The sequence below is a fragment of the Amycolatopsis sp. lyj-108 genome (assembly GCF_046549005.1).
Classification (GTDB): Bacteria; Actinomycetota; Actinomycetes; order Mycobacteriales; family Pseudonocardiaceae; genus Amycolatopsis.
The window spans coordinates 286,694-312,885 of record NZ_JAJPWQ010000005.1 but is presented as its reverse complement, the minus strand read 5'-3'; the positions used below and the strand labels follow the sequence as shown (position 1 = coordinate 312,885).

The window sequence follows — 26,192 nt, the reverse complement described above, 5'->3', positions numbered from 1 at the left end:
GGAGGAAGACGATGGGCACGGAAAAGGAATACCGGGAACTCTTCGACCGGGTCGCGGCACTGCGCGGCCAGGTCGCCGGGAAGCTCGCCAACGAACTGGGCAGCGATCCGAAGCTCGGCGACGCGGTCCTCAAACAGCTGGACGACATGCTCACCGCGGTCGAGGCCGAACAGCGGGGCAGGCCAGGTCCGGCGGACGGCGGGATCGCGCAGCTCGTCGGTCTCGGCGACGGTTCGGCCGCGGACCTCGGGGCGACGGCGATGCCGCCGGGCGTCGACGCCTACGACGAGACGGTCGCTTCGGAGCGGGTCATCGCGGTCGGCGACCTGTACTACCTGTACCAGCACGAGCGGATCGGCGTGTTCCGCGTGGTGCAGAAACTGCAGGAGCTGTTCCAGGGCGGCGCCATCCGGCTTTCCGACGGCCCCGGTGCCTTCGGCCTGTACCGGTTCGACCGGCGGGACGTGCTGCGTTACACCCGGCGGGACCGCATCAGCGCGTACCGGCGAGTGCTCGGCTACGGCAAGGGGCTCGGCTCGGCGAACTCTCGGCCGAACACCGACTTCCACCAGCTGTTCACGCAGTTCGGCAACCAGGTGGCGTTGTTCTGGCGGGACAAGCGGATCTCCGACGTCGTCCGGGAGCGCGCGTACGACCCGAGCTTCGGCAGTGTCGCCGTCGTCCGGCGCAGCGGGCTGGACCTGCGGAACAACCTGAAGTTCACCTCGTACGGCCACCTGAACGTACTGCGGGTCGAGGTCATGCAGCTGTTGACGGAGGCGTTCAAGATCCTCGGCTCGGAGGATGTGCTGGATCTGTTCGGCGCCGCCAACGCGTGGGACACCGTGGACGAGGTGCTGATCCGCCACTTCGACCAGCGACTGGTGTCCTCGCCTCGGCAGCGGATGGCGGTCACCGGACGTCAGGTGCTGCGCTGGCTCGCGGCGCCGCACATCCTCGAGACCACCCGGTCGGAGTTCGAGGCTTTGCTGCTCGAGATCGCCGAGCCCGCCGAAGAGTGGCTGACCTCGGCGCAGTCCCTGCGGCTGGCGGACCGGACGAACTCGCGCGAGGTGCTGCCCGCCGACCGGCAGCGGCCGGCCGGGGTCGCGGTGTCCCGCGCCGAATCGCGGCCGGTCACCCCGCGACGGAACGGTCACCGCCCTGGCACGGTGATCACCCTCGACCGCCAGTAGGACGCGTGGCCACGGGATGGGAACGATGGTCACCGAGTGGGACGCGAGGTAGCGTCGGCCGCGATGAGTGAACGCACCTGGGGCTTCCGCACCCGCGCCCTGCACGCGGGCGGGACGCCCGACCCGGCGACCGGTGCCCGCGCCGTGCCCATCTACCAGACCACGAGCTTCGTCTTCGAGGACGCGGCCGACGCGGCGAACCTGTTCGCGCTGCAGAAGTACGGCAACATCTACAGCCGCATCGGCAATCCGACGGTCGCGGCCTTCGAGGAACGCTTGGCCAGCCTCGAAGGCGCGATCGGCGGGGTCGCGACCAGCAGTGGCCAGGCGGCCGAGTTCCTGACCTTCTCCGCCCTCGCCGAGGCGGGAGACCACATCGTCTCCGCCGGTGGGCTCTACGGCGGGACGGTCACGCAACTCACCGGGACGCTGCGCCGCTTCGGGATCGAGACCACCTTCGTCAGCGGTGACCGCATCGAGGACTACGCGGCCGCCGTCACCGAGCAAACGAAGCTGATCTTCACCGAGGTCATCGGCAATCCCGGCGGCGGGATCGCCGACCTCGCCGGGCTGGCCGAGCTCGCGCACGCGCACGACATCCCGCTGGTCGTCGACGCCACCCTGGCCACGCCGTACCTGTGCCGCCCGATCGAACACGGCGCCGACATCGTGCTGCATTCGGCCACGAAATTCCTCGGCGGGCACGGCACCACGCTGGGCGGGGTGGTCGTCGAATCCGGGAAGTTCGATTGGGGGAACGGAAAGTTCCCGCGGATGACGGAGACCGTCGAAAGCTACGGCGGCCTGAAGTACTGGGAGAACTTCGGCGAGTACGCCTTCTGTACCCGGCTCCGTGCCGAGCAGTTGCGCGACATCGGCGCCGTCCTCTCCCCGCACTCGGCCTTCCTCCTGCTGCAAGGCGTCGAGACGCTGCCGCAGCGGATGGACGCCCACGTCGCCAACGCGCGAGCCGTCGCGGAGTACCTCGCGAACGACAGCAGGGTGGCCTGGGTGAACTACGCGGGCCTGCCGGAGCATCCGCACCACGACCGCGCGAAGAAGTACCTCCCCGCCGGGCCGGGCGCCGTGTTCTCCTTCGGTGTCGACGGCGGCCGGGCGGCCGGGGAGACGTTCGTGAACTCCGTCGAACTGCTGTCGCATCTGGCGAACGTCGGGGACGCGCGGACGCTGGTCATCCATCCGGCGTCCACCACCCACCAGCAGCTTTCGGAGGACCAGTTGCGCGCGGCGGGTGTCGGCCCGGACCTGATCCGCCTGTCGGTCGGGCTGGAGGACGTCGACGACATCCTGTGGGATCTCGATCAGGCACTCGGCAAGGCGGTGGCGGGATGAGCCACGACGTCGGCGCGGTCGAGCGCCGCCGCATCCTTTCGCGGACGAAATCGGTGACCATCGTCGGCGCCTCGAACAACCCGGCGCGGCCGAGTTACTTCGTCGCGACATACCTGCTCTCCTCCAGCAAGTACCAGGTCAACTTCGTGAACCCGCGGCTGGACGAACTCCTCGGACAGCCGGTGTACCCGTCGCTGGCCGACGTTCCCGGCGAAGTCGACCTGGTCAGCGTGTTCCGCAAGCACGACGACCTCCCCGGCGTCGCCGAGGAGGTCGTCAAGGCCGGAGCGCGCACGCTCTGGCTGCAGCTGGGCCTGTGGCACGAACCCGTCGCCGACAGGGCCCTGGAGGCCGGACTGGACGTGGTGATGAACCGCTGCGTCAAGATCGAGCACGCCCGGTTCGCCGGTGGGCTCCACCTCGCCGGTTTCAACACCGGCGTGATCAGCTCACGACGCCAGTCCGCCCCCTGAGGCGTTACTCCGCCGCGGTGTTCACCGTGAACGGCAGCCACTGCACGGTGACCCCGTTGGCAGGCGAAACCGGCATCCGCCAGTTCTGGCAGCCGCGACCGGGGATCCGGTCCCAGATGAACAGCGGTGCTCCTTGGCCCGCGGTGCAGCCCTGGTCCAGCAGCTTGCCCGCGTTCTGGACGGCGTACCGGTACACCCCCGTGCCGACCGTCTGCGGTTCGATCGTCCACTTCTGGCACGCGCCCGCGACGCGGTCGTAGGTGGTCACCGGGTTCCCGCTGGCCGTATGGCAACCGGTGTTGTCCAAGACCTGCCCGGAATGCTTGGCACGGAACTGGTAGTAGCCGTCACCGGTGCCCCACGGGAAGAACTTCTGGCAGTCCGCGCCGTTCGACGGCCACTGCTGCACCTTGGTCCCGTTGTTCCAGCCGCAAGCGGCGACATCGGCGTAGAGCCCGCTCGACACCGCCTGCAGTGAGACCCAGGCGTCGTCGGCGAACTCTTCACCGGGGTCGAACGTGGTGGCCCGGAACCGGTAGCTGTGGTTCTCCTGCAACAGTCCCGGCGGCACCGTCCAGGTCGCGGCGGTCCCGGAAGGGACGTCCCACTTCCAGTAGTCCCCGATCATCGTTTCGCCTTCGTAGACGTAGAAGACCGCGGTGACGTTGCCACCATCGGGGTCCGTCGGCGTGAAACGCAGCGTCGGGGTGAGGGACTTCGTGTGGGTGACGCCGCCGATGTCGACGCGGTCCGAGATGTCGTGCCCGGCGGCGGGATTCGGCCGCTGGTTCCGGTAGGTCACCTCGATGTACGGCGACTTGCCGCCCTCGCCGGACGAGAACTTCTTCCAGCCGAAGGAATCCGACTCGTTCTCCGCCTTCAGCACCATCGAACCGGTGGTGACCCCCGAACCGGCCCAGGCACCGATCAGGTTCCCGATCGGGGTCCGGACCCAGTCGGCCGCGCAGGCCGCGCTGTAGCCACGGGTCGCGTTCGTCGTCGCCCATCGTGTACGGGGCGGCGGCTGGTTCGACCAGCGAGTGCCCGTGTCGGCGGGCAGAGAGTCCCAGATCTCCCAGTTGCGCGGCGAGCAGGAGTAGGAATGGTTGCCCCACAACGACAACGTGGCCGACTCGATCGCGGCGCCGCGGAACCGCGCCACGTCGAAGTGGAGATACGACCGGGCCTTCGTCGCTCCGCCGTCATAGGTGCCGATGCGGAGTTCGGTGGCACCCGACTGGTCGGTGGTCGCGATGTTCGACTGCGTGAAGGTGTCGAAGTTCGTCCACACCGACACACCCGGATCGACGATGACCGGATAGGACCGCGCCGGGTCGGCGAAGTAGCCCGCGTCCGGCGTCACGTTCAAGCCGAGTGTTCCGCGTTCCTTGGCGGACACCACTTTCCCGACCTTCACCTTGGCGACGGGGTCGCCACTGCGCTGGTCGATCCGCGAGTCCCACATCTCGGCGGCGGGCACGCTGCCCACCACCGCGCCGGACGCCGTGACCAGCTGCGTGTTCCCGTCCGCGTCGGTGCGCGGCGTGAGCCCGGTCGCCCGCAGCGGGAGTGCGAACGTCAGCGCGCGATCGGGACGGCGCTTGACCACGAAGAACTGCTCGAAACCGGTCCGCGTGGCCTTGACCTGCAGGTCGACGCCGGGCTGGATCTCCGGGTAGGTGGCGGTCTCGCCGGCCAGCACCGGCTCGGGCAGCGCGCCAGGGTACTGCAGGGCGACCTTCCCGTCCCGGCTCTGCACGGTGGCGAGATCACCGCTCTTGGCGCTCGCGCCTGCCAGCACGAGTTCGCGTGGATGCGCCTTCGGCCGGACGAGCCCGTCGGCGCTCTTCTCCAGTGTCAGGTCGACAGGCACCCAGTCACCACCGCGGCGGACGTGGACCGGACCGCCGTGCACCTGGGTGGTGCGGGAACCGTCGGGATTGGCGAACGTGGACGAGTTCTCGGTGCGTTCCGAGCGCATCTCGACCGGCTTCTGCTGCGAACGCGCCACGGTTTCGGGCGACGTCGCTTGCGCGGGGGCGGCGAACACGGCGCTCCCGGCCAGGCAAGCGGCGAAAAGCACGAGGCCCCGCCGCGGAATTCTTCGGGTTTCGGCTTGCACTTCGGTCTCCCCGGCAAGTGGATGAAGTTGACATGTCGGTTACGCATGTCACACCCGTGGGGTTGCCCGCCGCTCGAAAAAATCCGGACGCGTGAGAAGGTGGCGGTATGGCCAAACCGACGCCGCTGCAGATCAGGAACATCGTCATGGCACTGCTCATGGCGGGTGCCCTGGTGTGGAACCTGTCCATCGGCGGCGCTTGGTGGCTCACCGCGATCTTCTCGGTCGGGATCGTCCTCTCGCTGTTCTCCGCCTACCTGAACCGGCCGGGCGCCCGTCCCTGACCCCGCGTTTCAGGAGCGCGCGGCCTCGAAGCGCGCAGTCAGGTCATCGCGGCCCCGATCGGTCAGCGCGCCGAAGAGACGCAGGCGCGCCATCCCGCCGTCGGGATAGATGTCGAGACGCACTTCGGTCACCTCAGGTCCCTCAGCGAGCGCGAACCGGTGCCGCGTGTCCGGTTGCAGACGCGTCTTCGGCAGCAGCTCGACCCACTCGCCGTCGCCGTCCCGGCCGCTCAGCGCCGCCCAGCCCGGCGCGTTGCCCTTGAGGTTGCTGTTGTCCAGTTCGGCGAACCGGACGACGCCCGCGCCGGCGAGCCGCACCGTGACCCAGTCGTTCCCGTCGTCCCGGCGCCGCGCGGTCTCCCAGCCTTCGGCCTGATGCGCGGCGAGCCCTGGCGAGAAGAGGTTGTTGGGCGAGGAATAGAACATGTCGCTGCATCCGGTGACCACCGCGCCGTTCTCCAGCGCGGTGAGGTCGAGCGCGCCGGGATCGAGCAGACGAGGGTCCGGGATCGGCGTGCCGTGCACGCGCAGCCGGGCAACGCCGCCGTCCGGATGCATGGTCAGCCGGACGTGCGTGTAGCGCTTGCTCCCGCCGATTTCGAAGAAGTTCTCCGTGTGCCCCGCCGCCGCGCCGCGTTTCACCAGCACGTCCCAGTCCACTTCGGACAGTTCGGCGGCGTTGGGATAGCCGTCGACGGCGCACGCCTCGACCGAGACGAACGGCGGGTAGTTGCCCTTGAAGAACGCGGTGTCCACGATGACGCCGGTGATCGCACCCGCCATGCCGAGCCGGACGACGGCCTGGTCGTCGCCGGGCTCACGGTGCCGCCGGGTCTCCCAGCCGTCGTAGACCTGCCCCTTGGGCCCGAAGGTCTCCGTCTGGTGCGCGGGCACCCAGGGGTTGACCAGGTTCTCCTTCTCGGCGAACAACTCGTCCGTCGCCCACATCACCGTCCCGCCGAACTTGCGCGAGGCCAGATCGGGCAGGGCTGTCCACTCAGGACGGTCGTTCACGGCATCCTCCATCTCAGCAGTCACCCCGGGTCAGCAGAACGCCTGCCGGGTCTTCGCCGGTGATCTCCTCGCCCCGCAGCCACGTGCTCCGGACGAGACCGGCGAGCGGCCGTCCGTGGTAGGCGCTGACCGGGTTGCGGTGCTTCAACTTCGCGACGTCGACGACGAAGGCCTCGTCGGGTGCGAACACGCTGAAATCGGCGTCGTAGCCCGGCGCGAGATGACCTTTGCGACGCATGCCCGCCTGCGCGGCCGGATGCTCGGCCATCCAGCGGACGACGTCGGTGAGGGCGAACCCGCGCTGCCGCGCCTGCGTCCAGACAGCGGGCAAGCCGAGTTGCAGACCGGCGATCCCGCCCCAGGCGAGCCCGAAATCGCCGCTGTCGAAGCGTTTCAGCTCCGGGGTGCACGGCGAATGGTCGGTCACCACGCAGTCGATGACGCCGTCCGCGAGGCCCTGCCACAACAGTTCGCGGTTCCCGGCCTCGCGGATCGGCGGGCAGCACTTGAACTGCGTGGCGCCGTCGCCGATCTCCTCCGCGGTGAAACTCAGGTAGTGCGGACAGGTCTCGGCGGTCAGCCGGACACCGTCGCGCCGCGCGCTCTCGACCATCGGCAGCGCGTCCGAAGAGGACAGATGCAGGATGTGCGCGCGGACCCCGGTCTTCCTCGCGAGCTCGATGACCTGCGCGATCGCCACGTTCTCCGCGCCGCGCGGACGCGAGTGCAGGAAGTCTTCGTACTTCTCGCCGTGCGGGTCTGGCGCGTGATCGATCGCGTCGGAGTCCTCCGCGTGCACGATGATCATGCCGTCGAAGGTCCGCAGTTCGGTCATCGCTTCTTCGAGTCCGCGCGCGTCCAGCGGCGGGAACTCGTCCACTCCGGAATGCAGCAGGAAGGACTTGAAACCGAACACCCCGGCCTCGTGCAGGCCGCGCAGCTCCGCGAGGTTGCCGGGGATCGCACCACCCCAGAACCCGACGTCGACGTGCACCCGGCCCTCGGCGGTCTTGCGCTTCACCTCCAGCGCCGCGACGTCGACCGTCGGCGGCAGGCTGTTCAGCGGCATGTCCACGATCGTGGTGACCCCGCCCGCCGCGGCGGCGCGCGTCGCCGAAGCGAAACCCTCCCATTCGGTGCGGCCCGGGTCGTTGACGTGCACGTGGGTGTCCACGAGCCCCGGCAGCAGGACGACGTCCTCGCCGAGTTCGAGCACCCGATCGCCGTCCAGATCGGCTCCGGCGGGTTCGACCGCGACGATGCGGCCGTCGTCGACACCGAGGGTCGCGGGTACCTCTCCGGCGGCCGTCACGGCTCGCGCGGCCTTGATCACCAAGTCCATCTAAAGCCCTCCAACTTCCACTGAGTGGAATCGAGGTTTCGCACTCCGACATTAACTCCGGCCACCCTGCTCGTCAACGAGCCCTGGCGGCGCTACCTTCGCTGGGTGCAGTTAGAAGCCGAGTTCACCAGCGAACCGTTCCACGGCGAGGGCCCGCCACCCGAGCATGCCGTCAAAGCCCGCGACACGGCGGAAGACGCGGGCCTGTCGACCGACTTCGGCCCGCTCGGCACTCTCGTCCGCGGCGACGCCGACGCCCTGCTCGACGCGCTTCCCGCCATCGCCAGGGCGGCGCTGAACGGCGGCGCGACCCGCGTGACCCTCCAGCTCCGCCAGGTCGGCGACGACTCGACCGAACCCGCCGTCGAACTGCACAGCGCGCTGTCCCGGCTCATCGGCGACGTCGAACGCGAACTCGGCGGCAAACTCGACACCCTCGACCGCGCCACCAAGCAGCGTGCGGTGCGGCTGCTCAAGGAACGCGGCGCGTTCGGCCTCCGCAAATCGGTGTCGACCGTCGCCGAGGCTCTGGGGGTCACGAGGTTCACGGTCTACAACTACCTCAACCGAGACCAAGAATGAAGAGCTGTTTCAACAAAATGTTGACGACAGCGGAAGCGTCGCCGTACCGTCGGTTCCCGTGCCGCTCACCATTCGAGAGTTCAACCAGGCTCCCGCTCAGGACGTCCGGCCGGCGCTGACCGCCTGCCTCGACGTCCCGCGCTGGGTGGAAACCCTGCTGGCCAGGCGTCCGTACGCCGACCTCGCCGCGCTACTCGCCACGGCGGAGACGCTCACCCCGTTGCGTCCCGAAGAGGTCCGGCGCGCCATGGCCGCCCATCCCCGGATCGGGGAGAAAGCGGGGGGCGCGAGCACCGAGGCCGGCTGGTCACGCTCGGAACAGTCCGGTGTGGACGGTGACGCGGCGCGCGAGTTCGCCGCGGCCAACGCCGAGTACGAAGCGAGGTTCGGGCATGTCTTCCTGGTCTGCGCGAGCGGCCGGAGCGGCGCCGAACTGCTGGAAAACCTGCGTTCGAGGCTCTCGAACGACCCCGAGAAGGAACTCGAAGTGGCCGGCCAAGAGCTGGCAAGGATCGCCGCGCTGCGGCTGGAGAAGGCGGTGACGGCATGAGCCTCGTGACCACACACATCCTCGACACCGCCGCGGGACGACCCGCGGCCGGCGTCGGGGTCCGCCTCGAAACCGGCGCGGGCGAACCCGTCGCCGAAGGGCGGACCGACGCCGACGGCCGGATCCGCGACCTGGGCCCGGAAACCCTGGAACCCGGGGTGTACCGGCTGGTCTTCGACACCGGCGCCCACCTCGGCCCGGACTGTTTCTTCCCCGAAGTCACCCTGACCTTCCGCATCGCCGACGGGACCGAGCACCACCACGTGCCGTTGCTGCTGAGCCCGTTCGCCTATTCCACCTATCGAGGGAGCTGATCGCCCGTGGCCATCACCCTGGGCCCCAACCAGTACGGCAAGGCCGAAGTCCGGCTCGTCACCGTCCGGCGCGAAGGCACCGTCCACCACCTCAAGGACCTCACCGTTTCGACGTCGCTGCGCGGCGACCTCGCGGCCACCCACCTCACCGGCGACAACGCCGACGTCGTCGCGACCGACACCCAGAAGAACACCGTGTACGCCTTCGCCAAGGAGGCGCCCGTCGGCGAGATCGAGGACTTCGCGCTGCGGCTCGGGCGGCATTTCGTCGGCTCGTTCGAGCACATCACCGGCGCCCGGATCCTGATCGATGAACACGGCTGGAACCGCATCTCCGGCCACGACCACGCGTTCTCCCAGGCGGGCAGCGAAAAACGCACGACCGCGGTCACCGTTCAGGGTGACCAGGCCTGGGTGGTGTCCGGTTTGGACGATCTCGTGGTCCTCAAGTCGACCGGCTCGGAATTCCACGGCTTCCCTCGCGACGAGTACACGACGCTGGCCGAGACGAACGACCGGATCCTCGCCACCGCCGTGACCGCGCGCTGGCGCTACCAGGGCGACGGGATCGACTGGGCCACGAGCCATGCCGAAGTGCGGCGGATCCTGCTGGAGACCTTCGCGGACAAGCACAGCCTCTCCCTGCAGCAAACGCTGTACGCGATGGGAGAGGCTGTGCTCAAGGAACGCGAAGAGGTCGCCGAAGTCCGGCTTTCACTGCCGAACAAACACCACTTCCTGGTGGACCTGTCGCCGTTCGGGCTGAAGAACGACAACGAGGTCTTCTACGCCGCCGACCGCCCGTACGGCCTCATCGAGGGTGTCGTCCTCCGCGATGACGCGGAGGACGCAGGCCTGGCCTGGCACACCCTCGCCGCTTTCTAGGGCACGGGCAGCGGCATACCGGGGACGCTCTGGTCGGCGGGGACGATCCCGTCGACCAGGTACGCGTTCACGATCTCGTCCACCGCGGGGTTCCCGTCGGCGTAGAGCCCGTGGTCGCCTTCACCGGTCACGGTCAGCATCCGCGAGTTCGCGAACTTCGCGTGTGCCCGCCTGGCGCCTTCGATCGTGGTGGCCGGGTCGTGTTCCGAGTGGACGATCAGCACCGGCGGCACTCCCTTGCCGTCCAGCTTCGGCAGCGGCCGCGGTTCCTTGTCCCAGAACATGCAGACCGAGGCGTTCAGGATGCCACCACCGGCCAGGAGCAGACCGCGATCGAGGTTCCGCTGTGACTCCCGGATCCGTGACTCGCGGGTGCCGATGAACTTCCCTTCACCACAGACCGTGTTCCAGAACGTGGCGTCCTGCGCGTCGGAGAAGTCACCCGCCGCCTCGACGGCGGCCTTGGCCTCGGCCTTCGCCGCCGGGTTCTCCATCGCGTCCCGCACCTTGACCAGCAGGTCGGCCAATGCCGGGAAGGTCGCCTTCTTGTACAGCATGTAGACGATGACGAACTCCAGCTGCATCGGCCCCTTCCCGTCCATCGGGTTGCGGGACAAGGCATAGCGGACCCGTTCGTAGGTCTGCCGGGCCTCTTCGCCGCTGGTGCCGAAGTGGTACTTGGCGTCGTAACGCGCCAGCCACGGCAGGAAATCCTGTCGCCAGCGCCGCTCGAAGCCGACCGCCTGCTGATCGAACGTCTTCTGCCAGTCCGTGGTGAACTCCGTCGAGGAGTCCAGCACGAACCGTCCCGTCCGCTGGGGGAACTGCTGCGCGTAGTGCGCCCCCAGCCAGGTGCCGCCCGAATACCCCACCCAGTTGATCTTCTCCCTGCCGAGCAGCGCGCGGAGCAGGTCGAAGTCCCTGATCGTCTGGTAGGTGGTGATCAGCGACCCGAGTTCGCCGCCGGCGCTCTGGCAGGACTTGGCCGCGTGCTCGGTGGTGGCCAGGATCTGGTCCAGGTTGCGCGGGTCGCGGTCACGCGGGTCCAGTTGCCGGATGGCGTCGACGGCGCCCCGGCAGGTGACGTTGGTGCTCTTGCCGGTGCCGCGCACGTCGATGCCGATGATGTCCTGGTGTTCGCGCAGCTTCTGCTGCCCGCGGAACATCGTCGGCTGCCAGCGGCCGGGACCGCCCGGCCCGCCCGGGTTGGTGAGCAGCGAGGCCGTCGACGGCCCGGTCGCTTTCAGCCTGCTGACCGCGATGGTCAGATCCTGCCGCTCGTGCGGACGATCCCAGTCGCGCGGTGTGCGGTAGGTCGCGCATTCGAGTCCGCTGATGTCGGTGCCCGGCGGCAACGAGATCAGCTCCTCCGCGGCGCAGGGATGCCACGCCAGCTTCTGCTCGGCGTAGTGCGCCGGGACGCCCGCCGAAGCCGGTGTGGCTCCGGCGAGCAGCCCGCCCACGATCACCGGGAGCATCCCGGCGGCCAAGAGCCGTTTCATCTACTTCCCCCTTCTTCCCTGGATTCCCAACGGCTCACGACGCTAGGGCCGGGCGTACCGAGCGAACATCGACCGCAGGTAGCGCCGGAAGGTGAACCAAGGATCAAGGGGCGGCTAGGACCGAGGCACAAGTCCCGCCGCGGCGGCCTTGCGCTGGAGTTCGTCCGCGGTGGTCGCGTTGCGCGCATCCGGCGCCTTCGTGGACACCGCGGTGGTCCCGCCCAGTGCCTTGAAGATCAGGTCGGCTTCCGCCTTCATGCCCGCCGCGTACGGGTGATAAGCCACCGCCCGGAACAGATCGGTGGTCTTGCCGCTCACCCAGGCCGCGTCACCCGAACAGGCGTCGTGCCCGAGGCTCGGCCCGTAGGTGTCGACGTAGCGGGCGCCCTGTTTGCGGGCGGCCGTCGACACGGCCTTGTTGAGCGCGCGCTCGACCTCGTCGGCCCAGGCGTAGTCACCGTCGGCGAACGGGACCACGCTGGGGCAGTAACCCGTCGGCGGCACGATCCGCGGATAGCCGACCAGCACGATCGTGGCGGCGGGCGAACGCTCCCGGACGCCCTTGACGACGCGTTCGAGGTTCCGCCGGGTGTTCTCGATCGCCGCGAGCAGGGTGTCGGTCCCGTTGATCGTGAAGTGGTCCTTGCACGGTGAGCCGGTCGGATCGCTGTCGCGCAGCTCGGGACAGGTGCCGATCAGGCTGCCGAAGACGCCGTAGTCGTTGCCGCCGATGCCGATGGTCACCAGGTCGGTGTCCAGCGTCAGCGCGTCGAACTGCGGCGGCGCACTGGCCAGGGCCAGGCTCGGCGAGGGCACCGTCTGCGGTTTCGTCATGTTCGTGGTGTCCGCCGACGAGCAGCTGACGTCGGTGAAGGCGCCCGCTTTGTAGTAGAGCCCGAGCTTGGTGGCGAGCCAGGCCGGATAGTTGTTGTTCGACCGGAAGCACCAGCTCGCCTGCTGCCACGGGATCAGCGGGCCCGCGGTGTAGGAGTCGCCGAGGGCGACGTACTTGCGGAAGGACGGGGTCTCGGCGGCGTTCGCCGGTGTCCCCAAACTCGCTAGAGAGAGGACAGCCACCAGGGTGGCGAGGACAAGTCGGGCGGTACGGCGCATGGCGACCTCGTGATCCGTCGTTGGACTACCGGCCGATCCTGGCAAGTTCCTCCCGTGATCCACAATAGATGTGAGCATCTTTCACGTTTCAGGGGTTAGATAGAACGCTCTATCATGGAGACGTGACTGGAACGCGGGAACGCATCGTGAACGCCGGCGCCGAACTGCTCCGCCGGAACGGGTACACCGGCACCGGGGTGAAGCAGATCGTCGAAGCCGCGAAAGCGCCCTTCGGCTCGCTCTACCACTTCTTCCCCGGCGGCAAGGAACAGCTCGGCGAGGAGGTCATCCGCACCTCGGGGATGATGTACCTCGCGCTGTTCGAGATCTTCTTCGCCGACGAACCGGACCTCGTCCACGGCATCGAGGCATGCTTCGCCAGCGCGGCCGAGACGCTGAAAGCGACCGACTACGCCGACGCGTGCCCCATCGCGACGGTCGCGCTCGAGGTCGCCAGCACCAACGAGAAGCTGCGCATTGCGACGGCCGACGTGTTCACTGCGTGGATCGAGACCGGCGCCGAGAAGCTGGGCAAGTACGGCCTCGAACCCGCGGCCGCGCGGCAGCTCACGATCGCTTTGGTGAACAGCCTCGAAGGAGCGTTCGTGCTGAGCCGATCGCTGCGTAACACCGAAGCGCTCGAGGTCGCGGGGCTGTCGTCCGTCGCCTTGGCGCGCACGCTGCTGCCGGCTGCGTGAAGCACCGACGGCGGACTGCTGAACACCGGGTTCTTTCCGCAACGGGCAACGACTTCCGGCCGACCTAGCGGTCACAGAAGCCGAAATCCGTTTGGGGAGCACATGATCATCAGGAAGCTCGTGATCGGCACCATCGCCGCCGCCGCACTGCTCACCGCGGGCGCAGTACCCGCGTCCGCCACCGAAGCCCAGCCGTCCACCCTCACCACGACCACCGGCAGCACGCGGATCGACGCCGGGCAGAGCGTCACGATCTCCGGCAAGCTCACGAAGGCCGACGCCACGCCGATCGCGGGCGCCGAAGTGGGGATCTCGTTCTGCTTCAACGGCTTCTGCGGCGAAGCTCAGGCCAAGCCGGTCACCGACGCCACCGGCGTCTACAGCGCGACGCTGACCCCGATCCGCACCGGCAGCTACCACGCCGACTTCTTCTCCACCGACCCGTCGATCGCGAACTCGCGCGCCGACACCCCGAAGATCGTCGTGCTCCACCCCGCGGCGATCACGTCGTTCGCGGCGGGCCGCGGCGCGGACAAGGCCGTGACCGCGTCCGGCACGATCGAGTTCCCCGGCCGCTACACCGCGAACCCGATCCCGGTCGAACTCCAGTACTTCTCACTCGGCACCTACCGTTGGACCACCGCGGCGACGGTCGACGCCACCTGGAACGGCACCACCTGGGCCTTCGCGGCTTCGGCCGAGCACCGCAAGCCCGGTGTCTGGCGGGCCTTCTACGCGGGCGCACCCGAGATGTTCCACCCGGCGGCGAGCAACCTCGTCTTCGTGCTCTGACGTTCCGTGAAGGCCTCCTTGAGGGACTCTGGGTCTCTCAAGGAGGCCTTCGCGAGTGTCGCTAGCGGGACGCGAGATACGCCCGCCAGTCCCCCACCGCGGAGATGTCCGTCAGCTCAGCGGAGTCCACAAAGGACGATCGCAGGACGGTCGCGAGACAGGCCGCGCCGTCCTCCAGTTCGACGACGCCGAGCTCCAGTTCCGGTGGTTCGGCGGGGACCAGGTGGTCCCGCAACACCGAAAGCGGCAGGTCGTAGACCTCGCCGACCACGGAGGCGGAGCCGCCTTCGTACATCGCCGGGAACCGGTCGCCCACGGAGAAGTAGCGGTACTTGGGCGCGGACCGGGCCACGCAGCACAACGGCGCGCCCTGCAACTGTTCGTGCAGCGGTCCGCCACGCATCCCGCCGCCGTTGAGGAACATCAGAACCACGACATGATCCCTTCGATCCCGAAGTACACCCCGAACACCGCGGCCAGGATCCCGAGGATCCAGCCGATCTCGCGGATCTTGCCCTTGCAGATCTTGATCAGCACGTACGCGACCAGTCCGGCGCCGATCCCGTTGGTGATCGAGTAGGTGAACGGGATCAACGCGATGGTCAGGAACACCGGGATCGCGAAATCCAGGTCCTGCCAAGGGATCCGGCGGCATTGCGCCATCATCATGCCGCCGATGACCACCAGCGCGGGTGCCGCGGCCTGCGCCGGGACGACGGCCGCGATCGGCGTCAGGAACAGCGTGGCGGTGAACAGCCCGCCGGTGACGATGCTCGCCAGCCCGGTCCGCGCGCCCTCGCCGACACCGGCGGCCGATTCGAGGAACACCGTGTTCGGCGCCGATCCGGTGACGCCGCCGGCGAGCGCGCCCGCTCCGTCGACCAGCAGGATGCGGCCCATCCCCTCGACCTTGCCGTCCTTGACCAGTCCCGCCTCCTCCGAGACAGAGGTGATCGTGCCCATCGCGTCGAAGAACCCGGAAAGCACCAGCGTGAACAGGAACACCGCCGCCGTCACCGCGCCCGCCGACCCGAAGCCGCCGAAGAGATCGATGTCGCCCAGCAGGCTGAAATCGGGATGCGCCACGACCTGGTCGGGCACCTTGGGTTCGACCAGTCCCCAGCCCTCGACGTGGAACACGCTGTTGACCAGCACCGCGAGCCCGGTCGCGACCGCGATGCTGATCAGCACCGCGCCCGGCACCCCGCGGCTCACGAGCACGATCATCAGCAGCAGCCCGAGGCAGAAGATCGCGATCGGCCAGCCCTCCAGATGGCCGGCGATCCCCATCCGCACCGGCACCGTCGACTGGGCGGCGTCCGGTGTCCTGGTCACGAAGCCGGCGCTGACCAGGCCGACCAGCGCGATGTAGAGCCCGATGCCGACGGTGATCGCGACCTTGAGCGCCATCGGGATCGCGTTGATGATCCGTTCCCGGATGCCGGAAACGGCCATCAACACGATGCAGAAGCCTTCGAGGACGACGAGCCCGAAGGCCTGCGCCCAGGTCATGGCGGGCGCCATCTGGAAGGCGACGACCCCGTTGACGCCGAGGCCAGCCGCGAGAGCCAGCGGCGCGTTGCCGACCAGTCCCATCAGGATCGTGGTGACCCCTGCCGCCAGCGCGGTCGCGGTCGTGATCGCCTCGGTGCTCAGCCGGGCGCCGGTGATGTCGGCCGACGCGCCGAGGATGAGCGGGTTGAGCAACACGATGTAGCACATCGCGACGAAAGTGGTGATCCCGCCGCGCACCTCGCGGCCGATCGTGCTGCCGCGGTGGGAGATCTTGAACCAGCGGTCGAGCCCGGACAGCCGCCCCGGTTCGGGCGAGGGCAGCGGGGGACGCTCTGTACCTAATTGGGTCATGCCTACTCCACAACGTTGTGGGGCGGGAAGAGAACTAGTAGGCCTTCTTGTCGGGTTTCGACAGCCAGGCCTGGAAAGGCGCGAAAGAGTCCGGAAGGGACAGTTGGCCGACGGGTAGTGACCAGGTCTCGCGCGGGCGGGAAAAGAGGTCGTAGAACTCGCGGTCGTCGAAGCCCGCCTCGGCCGCGTCGTGGCGGTCCGCGGCGTAGACGACCTTGCCGACACGCGCCCAGAGCGCGGCGGAAAGGCAGAGCGGGCAGGGCTCGCAGGAGGTCACGAGGACACAGCCGTCGAGTTTGTAGTCGCCGATCGCCTGGCACGCCGCGCGGATCGCGACCACCTCGGCGTGTGCCGTCGGGTCCAGCGTCGGCGTCACCTGGTTGGTGCCGGTGGCCAGCACCGAACCGTCACGGACGATCATCGCGCCGAACGGGCCGCCGCCGCGTTCGACGTTCGTGGTGGCCAGCTGGACGGCTTCGGCGAGCCATTTCTGCTCGTCGGACTCCGAAATGGACAGATGGGTACCCACGGATGTGCTCCTAGCTCGAAAAAGTACGGATTGTCAGGTGCCGGTGAGGTGTTCCGGGCGCACCGGAACGCGGGGCAGCGCCAGCCCGGTGGCCGCGCGGATGGCCGCGACGATCGCCGGGGTGGACGAGATCGTCGGCGGTTCACCGACCCCGCGCAGACCATACGGTGCGTTGGGGTCGGGCCGTTCCAGCACGTCGATGTCCATCGGCGGCATGTCCAGCACGGTCGGGATCAGGTAGTCGGTGAACGACGGGTTGCGGATCTTCCCGCCGTCGATCTGGATCTCCTCCATCACCGCGAGCCCGAGCCCCTGCGCGGAGCCGCCCTGGATCTGGCCGAGCACCGCCTGCGGGTTGAGCGCCTTGCCGACGTCCTGCGCGCAGTCGAGCGCGACGACCTTGATCAGCCCGAGTTCGGTGTCGACGTCCACGACCGCGCGGTGTGCCGCGAAACCGTACTGGACGTGCGCGTTCCCTTGTCCTGTCTCGGGATCGATGGGCACGGTCGGACGGTGGCGCCATTCCACGGTCTCGTCGAACACCTCGTCGCCGAGGACGTCGGCGAGGTCCGCGAGCACACTGCCGTCGGCCGAGACGACCTTGTTCCCGACGACGTTCAGCTTCCCGTTCGCGTCGAGCCTGCCCGCGAGATGCTTGTGCAGCCCGGATCGCACCGCGACGCAAGCGGCTTGGACGGCGCCGCCGGTGACGTAACTCTGCCGGGAGGCCGACGTCGAACCGCCGTTGCCGATGGTGGTGTCCATCGGCAGGATCGTCACCTGTTCGATGCCGAGTTCGGTCCGCACGATCTGCTGCATGATGGTGACCAGGCCCTGACCGACCTCGCAGGCCGCGGTGTGCACGGTCGCCGCGGGTTCGCCGCCGACGAGTTGCAGCCGGACGCGAGCCGTCGAGTAGTCGTCGAAGCCCTCGGAGAAGCAGATGTTCTTGATGCCGACCGCATATCCGACGCCGCGGACGACACCCTCACCGTGCGTGGTGTTGGAGACGCCACCGGGCATGCGGCGCAGGTCGAGCTCCTCGTGCGTGACCGGCAACGGCTTGGCGCGCAGGCGTTCCAGCAGTTCGGCGACCGGGGCGGCCGAGTCGACGATCTGACCGGTCGGCATGACACTGCCTTCGGCCATCGCGTTGCGGATCCGGATGTCGACCGGGTCGAGGCCGCAGGCTTCGGCGAGCTTGTCCATCTGGGACTCGTAGGCGAAACCCGCTTGCACCGCGCCGAATCCACGCATCGCGCCACAAGGCGGGTTGTTGGTGTACACACCCCAGCAGTCGACCGACGCACTGTCCACATTGTACGGACCGACGCCGAGCGTGGCGGCGTTCGCCACCACCGCACCGGTGGACGAGGCGTATGCGCCGCCGTCCAGGTACAGCTTCGCCTTGACGTAGACGAGACGGCCGTCCTTGTCCGCGCCGTGCTCGTAGTACATCTTCGCCGGGTGGCGGTGCACGTGGCCGTAGAAGGATTCCTCGCGGTTGTAGACCATCTTGACCGGCTTGCCGGTGTGCAGCGCCAGCAGACACGCGTGGACCTGGATCGAGAGGTCCTCGCGGCCACCGAACGCGCCGCCGACCCCGCCGAGCGTCAGCCGCACCTTGTCCTTTGGCAGCCCCAGTGCGGCCACGATCTGCTGCTGGTCGACGTGAAGCCATTGCGTGGCAACGTAAAGGTCGACACCGCCTTCGGTGTCCGGGATCGCCATACCGGACTCGGGGCCGAGGAAGGCCTGGTCCTGCATGCCGACCTCGTAGACACCGGACACCACGACGTCGGCCTTCACCGACTGGTCGCCGTGCCGGATCTTCGCGTACCGCACGACGTTCCCGCCGGGGTGCAGCTCGGCGCCCTCGCCGGCGGCGGCCTTCTCGGAATCCGTCACCGGTTCGAGGACCTCGTAGGAGACCTTGATCCGCTTCATCGCTCGGCGAGCGGTCTCGGGGTGATCGGCGGCGACGAGCGCGACGGGTTCACCCTGGTAGCGCACGACGTCGACGGCGAGCACCGGCTGGTCGGAGTGCTCCAGGCCGTACTTGTTCACGCCGGGTACGTCTTCATGGGTCAGCACCGCGTAGACACCTTGTACGGCAAGGGCTTCGGTGATGTCGATCCCGGTGATCCGCGCGTACGGATGCGGGCTGCGCAGCGTCGCGCCCCACAGCATGTCCTCGTGCCAAAGATCCGAGGAGTAGGCGAATTCGCCGCGCACCTTGACCGTGCCGTCGGGCCGCTGCGGGCTCGTACCCACTCCGTTGCCGGTGGTCTGCTTGGAGACTTCAGTGGTGGTCATACCGTCTCCCTCAGCCGCGCACTGGCCACGGCCAGCTCACGGGCGATCTCGTCTTCGGATTCCTCGCGCAGCGTTCCACCGTCGACGACGGTCGCGCCGCCGACGTACAGCCGCTCGATCGGCGGGGTGGCGCCGAGCACCAAGGCGGCGACCGGGTCGGTGATCCCGGCGTAGTTCAAGCCGTTCAGGTTCCAGACGGCGAGGTCGGCGAGCTTGCCGGTCTCGATCGAGCCCAAGTCCTTCTCGCGGCCCAGGCAGCGCGCGCCGCCCATCGTGCCCATCCACAGCGCCTCGCGTGTGGTCAGCGCACGCGGTCCGCCGCGCTGGCGCGCCTGCAGCAGCGACTGGTGCAGTTCCTCGCCGAGGCCACCGGATTCGTTGGACGCGGCGCCGTCGACACCCAGCCCGACCGCGACCCCGGCGTCGAGCAGCTGCCGGACCGGGGCGATCCCGGCGCCGATCCGCCCGTTCGACGTCGGGCAGTGCGCCGCGCCGGTGCCGGTGGCGCCCAGCCGCCGGATCGCTTCCGGAGCGAGGTGGATCGAGTGCGCGAGCCAGACGTCCTGAGCGAGCCAGCCGAGTTCGTCGGCGTACTCCGCGGGCGTGCAGCCGACTTCGGCGAGGCACTGCTTCTCCTCGTCGACCGTCTCGGCGAGGTGCGTGTGGAGCCGGACTCCCTTGCGTCGCGCCAATTCCGCCGCGCCGGTCATCAGCCGCTCGCTCACCGAGAACGGCGAGCACGGACCGGCCGCGATCTGCAGATGCGCGCCGGCCGAGCTGTCGTGGAACCGGTCGATCGCGGCTTCGGTGCCGAGCAGCGCGGCCTCGGTCTCCTCGACGAGGTTGTCCGGCGGGAGCCCGCCCTGGGACTCGCCCCGGTCCATCGAGCCGCGCACGACGTGCAGCCGCACCCCGACGCGGATCCGGGCGGCGGCGAGGGCTTCGACCTGGTCGCCGCCGTCTCGCGGGAAGACGTAGTGGTGGTCGGCGACGGTCGTGCAACCGGTGGTCGCGAGCCGCGTGAGGCCTGCCGTGGCGGCGGCGTGCGTGATCTCGGCGTCGAGCCTGCCCCAGATCGGGTACAGCGCGACGAGCCATTCGAAGAGGGTGTGGTCGGCGGCTAGGCCGCGCGTGGCCCACTGGTAGAGGTGATGATGGGTGTTGATCAGACCGGGCGTGACCAGGCATCCGGAGCCGTCGACACGTTCGTCGTACTCGCCGTCGGGCGCCTTCCCCGCGCCGACCGCCGCGATGCGGTCGTTCTCGATGACGACGTGGCCCGTGGCGTGCTCGGTGCCAGCTCCGTCGACGGTGGCGATCGCGGCGTTCTCGATGACGGTCTTCACGTGGTCTCTCCCCTGGTCGCGGCGAGCCGGACGGCGTCGAGGATCTTCTCGTAGCCGGTACACCGGCAGAGGTTCCCCGCCAGCGCCTCCCGAATCTCCTCATCCGCGGGGTTGTCGACGCGGTTGAGCAGATCGTGCGCGGCCACCACGAGGCCGGGCGTGCAGAAACCACATTGGACGGCCCCCGCGTCCACAAAGGACTGCTGGACGCGGTCGAGCTTGTCGCCGTCGGCGAGCCCTTCGACCGTGCGGACCTCGCGGCCCTCGACCTGACCGGCCGCGACCAGGCACGAACACACCGGAACGTCGTCGAGGTACACCGTGCAGGAACCGCATTCGCCCTGTTCACAGGCGTTCTTGGAGCCCGGGAGCCCGAGCCGCTCGCGGAGCACGTAAAGCAGGCTTTCGCCCTCCCAGACGTCGTCGGCCTGGCGGGACTCACCGTTGATCGTCACGTTCACGCGCACTCGCGTTCACCCTTCTGGAAGTCGTTCCACGCCCAGGTCAGCGTTCGCCGCGCCAGGACGGACAGCGCGTGTTTGCGGTAGTCGGCGCTGCCGCGGACGTCGTCGATCGGCGACGACGCCTGTGAGACCAGCTCACCGAACCGGCGTTTGACCGAATCCGAGAGGGAAGCCTTGGTGGACCAGGGAAGTTCGGCGGTGAGGAACTCCTCGGCGGCAGTCGCGCGGCGCGGTGTCGGCGCCGCCGAACCGACGGCGGCGCGGATCTCGCGGGAGTCGAGGTGCAGCGCCAGCGCGAACGAGCAGACCGCGATGACCATCGCGTTGCGCGTCCCGACCTTGGCGAACTGCTGCGGGCCGACCTCGGCGGGCAGATGCACCGCGGTGATCAGCTCGTCGGGTTCGAGGGCGTTGCGTTTGACGCCGAGGTAGAACTCCTCCGCCGGGATCCTCCGCGTGCCGCGCACCGACGCGGCCTCGACCTCGGCGCCGAGCACGAGCAGCACGGGATGGGTGTCACCGGCGGGCGAGGCGGCCCCCAGGTTGCCGCCGACGGTGCCTCGGTTGCGGATCTGCGGCGAGCCGACAGTGCGCGAGGCCATGGCCAGCGCGGGCAGAACTTCACCCAGCTCAGCGATCACCCGGACGTAGGGCACCGAGGCGCCGAGGCGGATCCTGCCGTCGGTCTCGGTCCACTCGGCGAGTTCGGTGACGCGGTTGAGGTCGAGCAGCGCGCCGGGGCGGCGGTGGTCGAAGTTGAGCTCCACCATGACGTCCGTGCCGCCCGCGATGGGCACCGCGTCGGGTCGCTCGGCCTTGACGGCGAGCGCCTCGGTCAGCGAGCTGGGGCGCAGGAAATCCACTCTCGGGCTCCTCGGTTCGGCGGTGTTCTGTGACGGCTGCCTCAGTAGACGCCCTGCGCCCGTATGGCGGCAACGGTGCCGAAGCATGAAATCTCCCCTGCACACACCTGTCGTTTTGTGCTTTCCTACAAACCTGATGACGACCGTGAAAACTCTGCTCGCGCTCCCCGGGCTGCGCTTGCGCGTCCGCGCCGGGACGGCTTTGCTCGACCGTCCGGTGTCCCGGATCTACGTCACGGAACTGCCCGACCCCGGGCGGTACGTGTCGGCGGGCGAGTTCGTCCTGAGCGGGTTGCTGTGGTGGCGCGGGCCGGGTGATTCCGAGGCTTTCGTCGCCGCGCTGGCGAAGGCCGGGGCGGCGGCGCTCGCGGCTTCCGGAGCCGATTCCGACGGAATTCCCGAAGACCTCGTCGAAGCCTGTACGCGGCACGGGATTCCGTTGCTGGAGGTGCCGGCGGACCTGTCTTTCTCCGTGGTCACCGAACGGGTGGTGCTGGCGTTGGCCGCGGCCGCGGACGGCGCTCGCAAACGTTTGCTTTCAGCGGCGACGGAAGACGCGTCGGTGGAAACGCTGCTGGAGCGGGCACACGCGGAGATCGGCCTCCCGTGCCGGGTGGTGCCCGCGGGGACGCCGTCGGATCTGGTGCGGCGGTTCGTCGCGGCGGGCGGACGCTCCCTGGAGGCGGACGACGTCACCGTGCGGCCGATCGGCGGCAGGCACGCGCTGCCGTGGCTGCTCGCGATCGGCGGGCCGCTGACCGCCGCACAGGCGGAGATCGCCGAGGAACTCGCCGGGCTGATCGGGCTCGCGCGCACGCGGGCGGACGAGGTCCGCGCGGTCACCGACAGGGTGCTCGAACCGTTGCTCGCCGCACTCGACGAGGGAAGCGATCCGCACGCGGCGCTGACCGCGACCGGGCTGCGCGGCGATCTGCGCGTCGTCGTCGCACGCACCGAGGGATCCGAAGCGGCACGCGGGATCCTCACCGAACTACTGCCGCCGGGCGCCCTCGTCGGGCCCGCGGGGGAAACGACCTGGGCCGTGGCCGAGGACGACGGCGAATGGCCGGAGGACTGGCCCGCGACGGTGACCGCCACCCTCGAAGGAGTGGCGTCACTGCTGCCGTGCCGCCGGGTGCTGATCGGGATCAGCGACCGTTCCCCGGTCTCCGTGCTGCGAGGCGCGAAGGAGGTCGCGCGCTACGCGTTGGCCGTCGCGACGGAACGCTCCGGCACGATCGAAGTCGTCCCCGGCGGCGAGATCGGCATGCACCGGCTGCTGCTGGCGGGCGCGCCCGACGAACTCCGGGCGGCGTTGCGGCGACGGGTACTGGGCCCGCTGCTGGGCTACGACGCCGAACAGGGCACCGATCTGGTGCACACCCTGCGCGTCTTCCTGGAATGCTCCGGCTCCCCGACGCGGGCCGCGCGGGCGCTGCACGTCCACGTCAACACCTTGCGGTACCGGATCGGCCGGGCGAGCGAACTGCTCGGCACCGACCTGACCGAGTTCACCGAACAGCTCGACGTCTATTTGGCCTTGTCGGCAGGGAGCTGAAATGGGCATCACCACGGCGAAAGAAGCCGCCTACGACCCGCGTGTCGTCGCCTTCGGGCGGATGATGGGCGCGGCGAACCGGCTCGAATACCTGCTCGGCCGCGCACTGGAGGCCGAATGCGGGATCTCGCACCTGATGTTCGAAGTCCTGCTGATCGTCGGCAGGTCGGGCGAGGCGGGGATGAGCATGCGCGCGATCGCGCAGGAGCAGGTGCTGACCACCGGCGGCGCGACCCGGCTGGTCGACCGGATGACGACGCTCGGCCTGGTCTTGCGTTCTTCCGATCCCCAGGACCGACGAGTGCAACTCGTTCGGCTGACCGCGCAAGGCGAGGAGACGACCGTGCGGGCCGCGCGGGTGCACGTCGAGAACATCCAGCGGCAGTTCCTCGACCCACTGCCCGCCGACCATCGCGAACGGTTCGCGCAGGATCTGCGGGCGCTGAGCCACTCGGCACGTGACGCACTCCCCAAGCTCCGGTAGGAATATCTGACTGGTCAGACATCGTTGGAGCTCGACATGAGGCTCATCTATGTCTTCGACGCGTACTGCGGCTGGTCCTACGGCTTCGCCAGGACCATGGCCGACGTCGCGCACCGGCATCCGGACCTGCCGGTCGAAGTGGTTTCCGGCGGCCTGTTCCTCGGCGGGCGCCGTGTTCCGATCCGGCAGTTCGGTCACGTCCAAGGAGCCAACGCCGAGATCACCCGCCGGACCGGCGCGCCGTTCGGGGAAAGCTACGAACGGCTCATCGCGGACGGCGATTTCGTCATGGACTCCGAGGCCGCCGCCTGCGGGATGGCGGCACTGCGCGAGGTCGCGCCGGACCGCGCCGTGCGGCTCGCGGCCTTGCTACAGGAGGCTTTCTACCTCGACGGCCTGAGCCTGTCCGAAGTCTCGACCTACCGCGTGGTCGCGCAGCGGGCGGGCCTGGACGGCGACGCCGTCGAGGCCGCGCTGGACCGGGTCTCCGCGGCGGACGATTTCCGGCGGGCGCGGGAACTGGGTGTCACCGGATACCCGACCTTGCTCGCCGCCTTGCCCGTCGAGGATGGGGAACGGGTCGTGACGCTGGTCGCCGGAAACGCGAGCGCGGACGAGGTGGAGCGGCGGATCGGCGCGCTGGTCTCCTAAACTCGTCGCCATGTCCATGACGCTTCGACCGGCTACATCCGCGGACGCCGACGCCGTCGCGAAGGTCTGGTACCACGGCTGGCAGGACGGCCATCTCGGCAACGTGCCCGATTCACTCGTCCGGATCCGCACCCGCGATTCGTTCTGGACCCGGGCCGCGGACCGCGTCGGCGACACGACCGTCGCCGTGCTCGGCGACGCGGTGGCGGGTTTCGTGATGGTCGTCGGCGACGAGGTCGAACAGGTCTACGTTTCGTCGGACCATCGCGGGAGCGGCGTGGCCGGCTTGCTGCTCGCGGAAGCCGAACGGCTGGTGCGCGTGTCTGGACATTCCCGCGCTTGGCTCGCCGTTGCGCCGGGGAACACGCGGGCGCGGCGGTTTTACGAGCGGTGCGGGTGGAGTGACGAGGGCGAGTTCGACAACCGTGTCCCCGGCCCGGATGGCCTGATTTCGGCGCCCTGTCGGCGTTATGTGAAGACGGTTGCTTGAGTTTCGCAATTAGGTGACTAATTGCGCCGGGCCGTGTCCTGGCTATTCACCCTTCAGTGGTAAATGTGTCGCTTCGGCGGTTGCTTAAAATTACGAACGCTTGTTCGATTGTTTGGGGTATTCTTGTGGGGTGTCCGAGACCGTCTTTCCCGAGTTGCCGCAGGAGTTGTGGCGCGCCGGCAAGCTGGAGCTTGCCCATGGCGTGCAGCAATCTTTGCAGGTGATCAGGATGGCCACCGCCGGTTTGGGGCGGTTCTTGGCGGAGATCGAGTCTCGGGGCGTCAAAGACTTGTACGGCTATGGCCGTACGGCGAACTGGTTCGCTGATATAGCGGGATTGTCGGTCAGTGAGGCGAGTGCGGTGGTGAACCGGGCCATCGCCCTGAACTCCACGCGCGCGTTGGACGGCACCGAAGTGCCCGCGATCGCGCCCGCCACGGCTGCTGTCGCCGCCGAGGGGTTGGTCGGGGATGAGCGGATCGACCAGATCCTGGACATCTTGAAGAAGCTCCCCGCCGACACCTCCGTCGAGGACCGAGCCAGTGCGGAGAAGATCCTCGCCGACCTCGCCCGCGACGCCGGACCCCGCCAACTCGCCGACGCCGAAGCGAACCTGCTCGCCTGGCTCGACCCCGACGGCAACGAACCGAAAGACCCCGAACCCAAGGAACCGCGCCGCGAGATCACCCTGGAGCGCCGCAAAGACGGCTACTGGAAACTCACCGGCCTCCTCGACGACGAAACCGGCGCCCGAACCGCGGCGGCTCTGGAGGCCTACGCGCAACCACGCCCGGTCGACGAATTCGGCCAAGCCGATCTCCGGATGAAATGCGAACGCATGGGCGACGCCTGGGTCGACATCCTCGACCTCGCGATCGCCTGCCCCGACCAACCCGGCACCAACGGCTACCGCACCCTCCTGCAGGTCACCATCGGCCTCGACGAGTTGAAATCCGGCCTGGGCAACGCGTGTCTCGATTTCGTCGGGACCATGACGGCTCGCGAGGCCCGGCTGGCGGCCTGCGACTGTCTGATGCTCCCGGTCGTCATGAGCGCCGCCGGAGAACCCCTCGACGTGGGACGGCTGCGACGGTTCGTCACCCCCGGCCAGCGACGAGCGTTGAACATCCGGGATGGCGGCTGCGCCTTCCCGGATGCCATCGGCGGCCGAAGAACTGTCACGCACACCACATTCATCACTGGGCAGACGGAGGCCCTACGGATCTCCGGAATCTCGTTCTGCTGTGCGGTTTCCACCACCGGCTGATCCACCACGGCGACTGGGAAGTCCGGATGGCGGCCGATGGATTACCGGAGTTCATCCCACCCCAATACCGAGACCCGCTCCGAAAACCCCGACGCAACACCCTCCACCACATGTGACCCGAGGAGCCCGCCAGCCACA

26 protein-coding genes and 1 pseudogene are annotated in these 26,192 nt (G+C 68.8%); 15 read left to right on the top strand and 12 right to left on the bottom strand.

The window, feature by feature from the left end; genetic code table 11:
* The first annotated feature begins 11 nt into the window (after positions 1-11).
* From ACLJO0_RS20830 to ACLJO0_RS20820, 3 genes are all read left to right on the top strand, one after another.
* On the top strand, positions 12-1,196 hold the full coding sequence (locus tag ACLJO0_RS20830; RefSeq protein ID WP_410580127.1) for a hypothetical protein: 1,185 nt from the start codon (positions 12-14) through the stop codon (positions 1,194-1,196).
* Between the two features lie 63 nt (positions 1,197-1,259).
* Entirely contained in the window at positions 1,260-2,549 is a 1,290-nt protein-coding gene (locus tag ACLJO0_RS20825; protein ID WP_410580126.1) for an O-acetylhomoserine aminocarboxypropyltransferase/cysteine synthase family protein, read from the top strand.
* Complete coding sequence (locus ACLJO0_RS20820) at positions 2,546-3,022, top strand: CoA-binding protein (protein ID WP_410580125.1); 477 nt, start codon at positions 2,546-2,548, stop codon at positions 3,020-3,022. The genes ACLJO0_RS20825 and ACLJO0_RS20820 overlap by 4 nt, the downstream gene beginning before the upstream one ends.
* A gap of 4 nt (positions 3,023-3,026) precedes the next feature.
* Here ACLJO0_RS20820 and ACLJO0_RS20815 read toward each other — a convergent pair whose 3' ends face one another.
* Positions 3,027-5,144 (bottom strand): RICIN domain-containing protein, encoded by a 2,118-nt coding sequence (locus ACLJO0_RS20815; RefSeq protein ID WP_410580124.1) that lies wholly within the window; start codon positions 5,142-5,144, stop codon positions 3,027-3,029.
* A gap of 107 nt (positions 5,145-5,251) precedes the next feature.
* Between ACLJO0_RS20815 and ACLJO0_RS20810 the strand changes: the two genes are divergently transcribed.
* On the top strand, positions 5,252-5,428 hold the full coding sequence (locus ACLJO0_RS20810) for a hypothetical protein (RefSeq protein WP_199746417.1): 177 nt from the start codon (positions 5,252-5,254) through the stop codon (positions 5,426-5,428).
* A gap of 9 nt (positions 5,429-5,437) precedes the next feature.
* Here the strand turns inward: ACLJO0_RS20810 and alc are convergent, their stop codons facing one another.
* Positions 5,438-6,454: an allantoicase gene (gene alc, locus ACLJO0_RS20805; protein ID WP_410580123.1), complete on the bottom strand. Its 1,017-nt coding sequence runs from the start codon at positions 6,452-6,454 to the stop codon at positions 5,438-5,440.
* 1 nt (position 6,455) lies between these two features.
* Positions 6,456-7,784: an allantoinase AllB gene (gene allB, locus ACLJO0_RS20800; RefSeq protein ID WP_410580122.1), complete on the bottom strand. Its 1,329-nt coding sequence runs from the start codon at positions 7,782-7,784 to the stop codon at positions 6,456-6,458.
* 105 nt (positions 7,785-7,889) lie between these two features.
* Between allB and ACLJO0_RS20795 the strand changes: the two genes are divergently transcribed.
* From ACLJO0_RS20795 to pucL, 4 genes are read left to right on the top strand one after another with little or no spacing between them, the layout of a single operon-like run.
* The gene (locus ACLJO0_RS20795) at positions 7,890-8,366 is read left to right on the top strand and encodes a helix-turn-helix domain-containing protein (protein ID WP_125792711.1); all 477 of its coding nucleotides are present in this window, start codon (positions 7,890-7,892) and stop codon (positions 8,364-8,366) included.
* 58 nt (positions 8,367-8,424) lie between these two features.
* On the top strand, positions 8,425-8,916 hold the full coding sequence (gene uraD, locus ACLJO0_RS20790; RefSeq protein WP_410580121.1) for a 2-oxo-4-hydroxy-4-carboxy-5-ureidoimidazoline decarboxylase: 492 nt from the start codon (positions 8,425-8,427) through the stop codon (positions 8,914-8,916).
* Complete coding sequence (gene uraH / locus ACLJO0_RS20785) at positions 8,913-9,230, top strand: hydroxyisourate hydrolase (protein WP_410580120.1); 318 nt, start codon at positions 8,913-8,915, stop codon at positions 9,228-9,230. The genes uraD and uraH overlap by 4 nt, the downstream gene beginning before the upstream one ends.
* Positions 9,231-9,236: 6 nt before the next feature.
* Positions 9,237-10,115: a factor-independent urate hydroxylase gene (gene pucL, locus ACLJO0_RS20780; protein ID WP_125792708.1), complete on the top strand. Its 879-nt coding sequence runs from the start codon at positions 9,237-9,239 to the stop codon at positions 10,113-10,115.
* Here pucL and ACLJO0_RS20775 read toward each other — a convergent pair.
* Both ACLJO0_RS20775 and ACLJO0_RS20770 read right to left on the bottom strand, forming a co-directional pair.
* Positions 10,112-11,617 (bottom strand): alpha/beta hydrolase, encoded by a 1,506-nt coding sequence (locus ACLJO0_RS20775; protein WP_410580119.1) that lies wholly within the window; start codon positions 11,615-11,617, stop codon positions 10,112-10,114. The genes pucL and ACLJO0_RS20775 overlap by 4 nt on opposite strands.
* Before the next feature lie 114 nt (positions 11,618-11,731).
* The gene (locus ACLJO0_RS20770) at positions 11,732-12,730 is read right to left on the bottom strand and encodes an SGNH/GDSL hydrolase family protein (protein ID WP_410580118.1); all 999 of its coding nucleotides are present in this window, start codon (positions 12,728-12,730) and stop codon (positions 11,732-11,734) included.
* A 146-nt stretch (positions 12,731-12,876) separates the two neighbouring features.
* On the opposite strand from ACLJO0_RS20770, the gene ACLJO0_RS20765 reads away from it, so the two are divergent.
* Both ACLJO0_RS20765 and ACLJO0_RS20760 read left to right on the top strand, forming a co-directional pair.
* Positions 12,877-13,428, top strand: coding sequence for a TetR/AcrR family transcriptional regulator (locus ACLJO0_RS20765; RefSeq protein WP_410580325.1), 552 nt, complete (start codon positions 12,877-12,879; stop codon positions 13,426-13,428).
* A gap of 102 nt (positions 13,429-13,530) precedes the next feature.
* On the top strand, positions 13,531-14,220 hold the full coding sequence (locus ACLJO0_RS20760; RefSeq protein WP_410580117.1) for a hypothetical protein: 690 nt from the start codon (positions 13,531-13,533) through the stop codon (positions 14,218-14,220).
* 61 nt (positions 14,221-14,281) lie between these two features.
* On the opposite strand, the gene ACLJO0_RS20755 is transcribed toward ACLJO0_RS20760, so the two are convergent.
* Genes ACLJO0_RS20755 through ACLJO0_RS20725 form a run of 7 tightly spaced genes read right to left on the bottom strand, consistent with a single transcriptional unit; the run spans position 14,282 to position 21,604 of the window.
* Positions 14,282-14,653, bottom strand: a complete 372-nt coding sequence (locus tag ACLJO0_RS20755) for a gamma-glutamylcyclotransferase (protein ID WP_125792704.1) — start codon at positions 14,651-14,653, stop codon at positions 14,282-14,284.
* Entirely contained in the window at positions 14,644-16,086 is a 1,443-nt protein-coding gene (locus ACLJO0_RS20750; protein WP_396564310.1) for an NCS2 family permease, read from the bottom strand. The genes ACLJO0_RS20755 and ACLJO0_RS20750 overlap by 10 nt, the downstream gene beginning before the upstream one ends.
* Before the next feature lie 34 nt (positions 16,087-16,120).
* Complete coding sequence (locus ACLJO0_RS20745; protein WP_410580116.1) at positions 16,121-16,615, bottom strand: nucleoside deaminase; 495 nt, start codon at positions 16,613-16,615, stop codon at positions 16,121-16,123.
* A 33-nt stretch (positions 16,616-16,648) separates the two neighbouring features.
* Entirely contained in the window at positions 16,649-18,931 is a 2,283-nt protein-coding gene (gene pucD, locus ACLJO0_RS20740; RefSeq protein WP_410580115.1) for a xanthine dehydrogenase subunit D, read from the bottom strand.
* Positions 18,928-20,277 carry an 8-oxoguanine deaminase gene (locus ACLJO0_RS20735; RefSeq protein WP_410580114.1) on the bottom strand — a complete coding sequence of 450 codons (1,350 nt, stop codon included), beginning with the start codon at positions 20,275-20,277 and terminating at the stop codon, positions 18,928-18,930. Before ACLJO0_RS20735 ends, pucD begins: the two co-directional genes overlap by 4 nt.
* Complete coding sequence (locus tag ACLJO0_RS20730; RefSeq protein WP_410580113.1) at positions 20,274-20,744, bottom strand: (2Fe-2S)-binding protein; 471 nt, start codon at positions 20,742-20,744, stop codon at positions 20,274-20,276. Before ACLJO0_RS20730 ends, ACLJO0_RS20735 begins: the two co-directional genes overlap by 4 nt.
* A complete protein-coding gene (locus tag ACLJO0_RS20725; protein ID WP_410580112.1) occupies positions 20,735-21,604 on the bottom strand; it encodes an FAD binding domain-containing protein in 870 nt (289 codons plus the stop codon). The genes ACLJO0_RS20730 and ACLJO0_RS20725 overlap by 10 nt, the downstream gene beginning before the upstream one ends.
* A 136-nt stretch (positions 21,605-21,740) precedes the next feature.
* Between ACLJO0_RS20725 and ACLJO0_RS20720 the strand changes: the two genes are divergently transcribed.
* The 5 genes and pseudogenes from ACLJO0_RS20720 (at position 21,741) to ACLJO0_RS20700 (ending at position 26,170) form a co-directional block, all read left to right on the top strand.
* Positions 21,741-23,162 (top strand): PucR family transcriptional regulator, encoded by a 1,422-nt coding sequence (locus ACLJO0_RS20720; protein ID WP_410580111.1) that lies wholly within the window; start codon positions 21,741-21,743, stop codon positions 23,160-23,162.
* A 1-nt stretch (position 23,163) separates the two neighbouring features.
* Complete coding sequence (locus ACLJO0_RS20715) at positions 23,164-23,646, top strand: MarR family winged helix-turn-helix transcriptional regulator (protein ID WP_410580110.1); 483 nt, start codon at positions 23,164-23,166, stop codon at positions 23,644-23,646.
* Positions 23,647-23,682: 36 nt separating this feature from the next.
* Positions 23,683-24,297 carry a DsbA family protein gene (locus ACLJO0_RS20710; RefSeq protein ID WP_410580109.1) on the top strand — a complete coding sequence of 205 codons (615 nt, stop codon included), beginning with the start codon at positions 23,683-23,685 and terminating at the stop codon, positions 24,295-24,297.
* Between the two features lie 10 nt (positions 24,298-24,307).
* Positions 24,308-24,787 carry a GNAT family N-acetyltransferase gene (locus ACLJO0_RS20705; protein WP_410580108.1) on the top strand — a complete coding sequence of 160 codons (480 nt, stop codon included), beginning with the start codon at positions 24,308-24,310 and terminating at the stop codon, positions 24,785-24,787.
* A gap of 130 nt (positions 24,788-24,917) precedes the next feature.
* A pseudogene (locus ACLJO0_RS20700) lies at positions 24,918-26,170 on the top strand (DUF222 domain-containing protein).
* Positions 26,171-26,192: the final 22 nt, after the last annotated feature.

What these genes read in the sequence shown, in the direction of transcription:
- alc (WP_410580123.1), bottom strand. Translation starts at nt 6,454, where the DNA reads ATGGAGGATGCCGTGAACGACCGTCCTGAGTGGACAGCCCTGCCCGAT.
- ACLJO0_RS20825 (WP_410580126.1), top strand. Translation starts at nt 1,260, where the DNA reads ATGAGTGAACGCACCTGGGGCTTCCGCACCCGCGCCCTGCACGCGGGC.
- ACLJO0_RS20820 (WP_410580125.1), top strand. Translation starts at nt 2,546, where the DNA reads ATGAGCCACGACGTCGGCGCGGTCGAGCGCCGCCGCATCCTTTCGCGG.
- ACLJO0_RS20750 (WP_396564310.1), bottom strand. Translation starts at nt 16,086, where the DNA reads ATGACCCAATTAGGTACAGAGCGTCCCCCGCTGCCCTCGCCCGAACCG.
- ACLJO0_RS20810 (WP_199746417.1), top strand. Translation starts at nt 5,252, where the DNA reads ATGGCCAAACCGACGCCGCTGCAGATCAGGAACATCGTCATGGCACTG.
- ACLJO0_RS20830 (WP_410580127.1), top strand. Translation starts at nt 12, where the DNA reads ATGGGCACGGAAAAGGAATACCGGGAACTCTTCGACCGGGTCGCGGCA.
- ACLJO0_RS20775 (WP_410580119.1), bottom strand. Translation starts at nt 11,617, where the DNA reads ATGAAACGGCTCTTGGCCGCCGGGATGCTCCCGGTGATCGTGGGCGGG.
- pucD (WP_410580115.1), bottom strand. Translation starts at nt 18,931, where the DNA reads ATGACCACCACTGAAGTCTCCAAGCAGACCACCGGCAACGGAGTGGGT.
- allB (WP_410580122.1), bottom strand. Translation starts at nt 7,784, where the DNA reads ATGGACTTGGTGATCAAGGCCGCGCGAGCCGTGACGGCCGCCGGAGAG.
- ACLJO0_RS20710 (WP_410580109.1), top strand. Translation starts at nt 23,683, where the DNA reads ATGAGGCTCATCTATGTCTTCGACGCGTACTGCGGCTGGTCCTACGGC.
- ACLJO0_RS20760 (WP_410580117.1), top strand. Translation starts at nt 13,531, where the DNA reads ATGATCATCAGGAAGCTCGTGATCGGCACCATCGCCGCCGCCGCACTG.
- ACLJO0_RS20720 (WP_410580111.1), top strand. Translation starts at nt 21,741, where the DNA reads ATGACGACCGTGAAAACTCTGCTCGCGCTCCCCGGGCTGCGCTTGCGC.
- ACLJO0_RS20715 (WP_410580110.1), top strand. Translation starts at nt 23,164, where the DNA reads ATGGGCATCACCACGGCGAAAGAAGCCGCCTACGACCCGCGTGTCGTC.
- ACLJO0_RS20705 (WP_410580108.1), top strand. Translation starts at nt 24,308, where the DNA reads ATGTCCATGACGCTTCGACCGGCTACATCCGCGGACGCCGACGCCGTC.
- uraH (WP_410580120.1), top strand. Translation starts at nt 8,913, where the DNA reads ATGAGCCTCGTGACCACACACATCCTCGACACCGCCGCGGGACGACCC.
- ACLJO0_RS20770 (WP_410580118.1), bottom strand. Translation starts at nt 12,730, where the DNA reads ATGCGCCGTACCGCCCGACTTGTCCTCGCCACCCTGGTGGCTGTCCTC.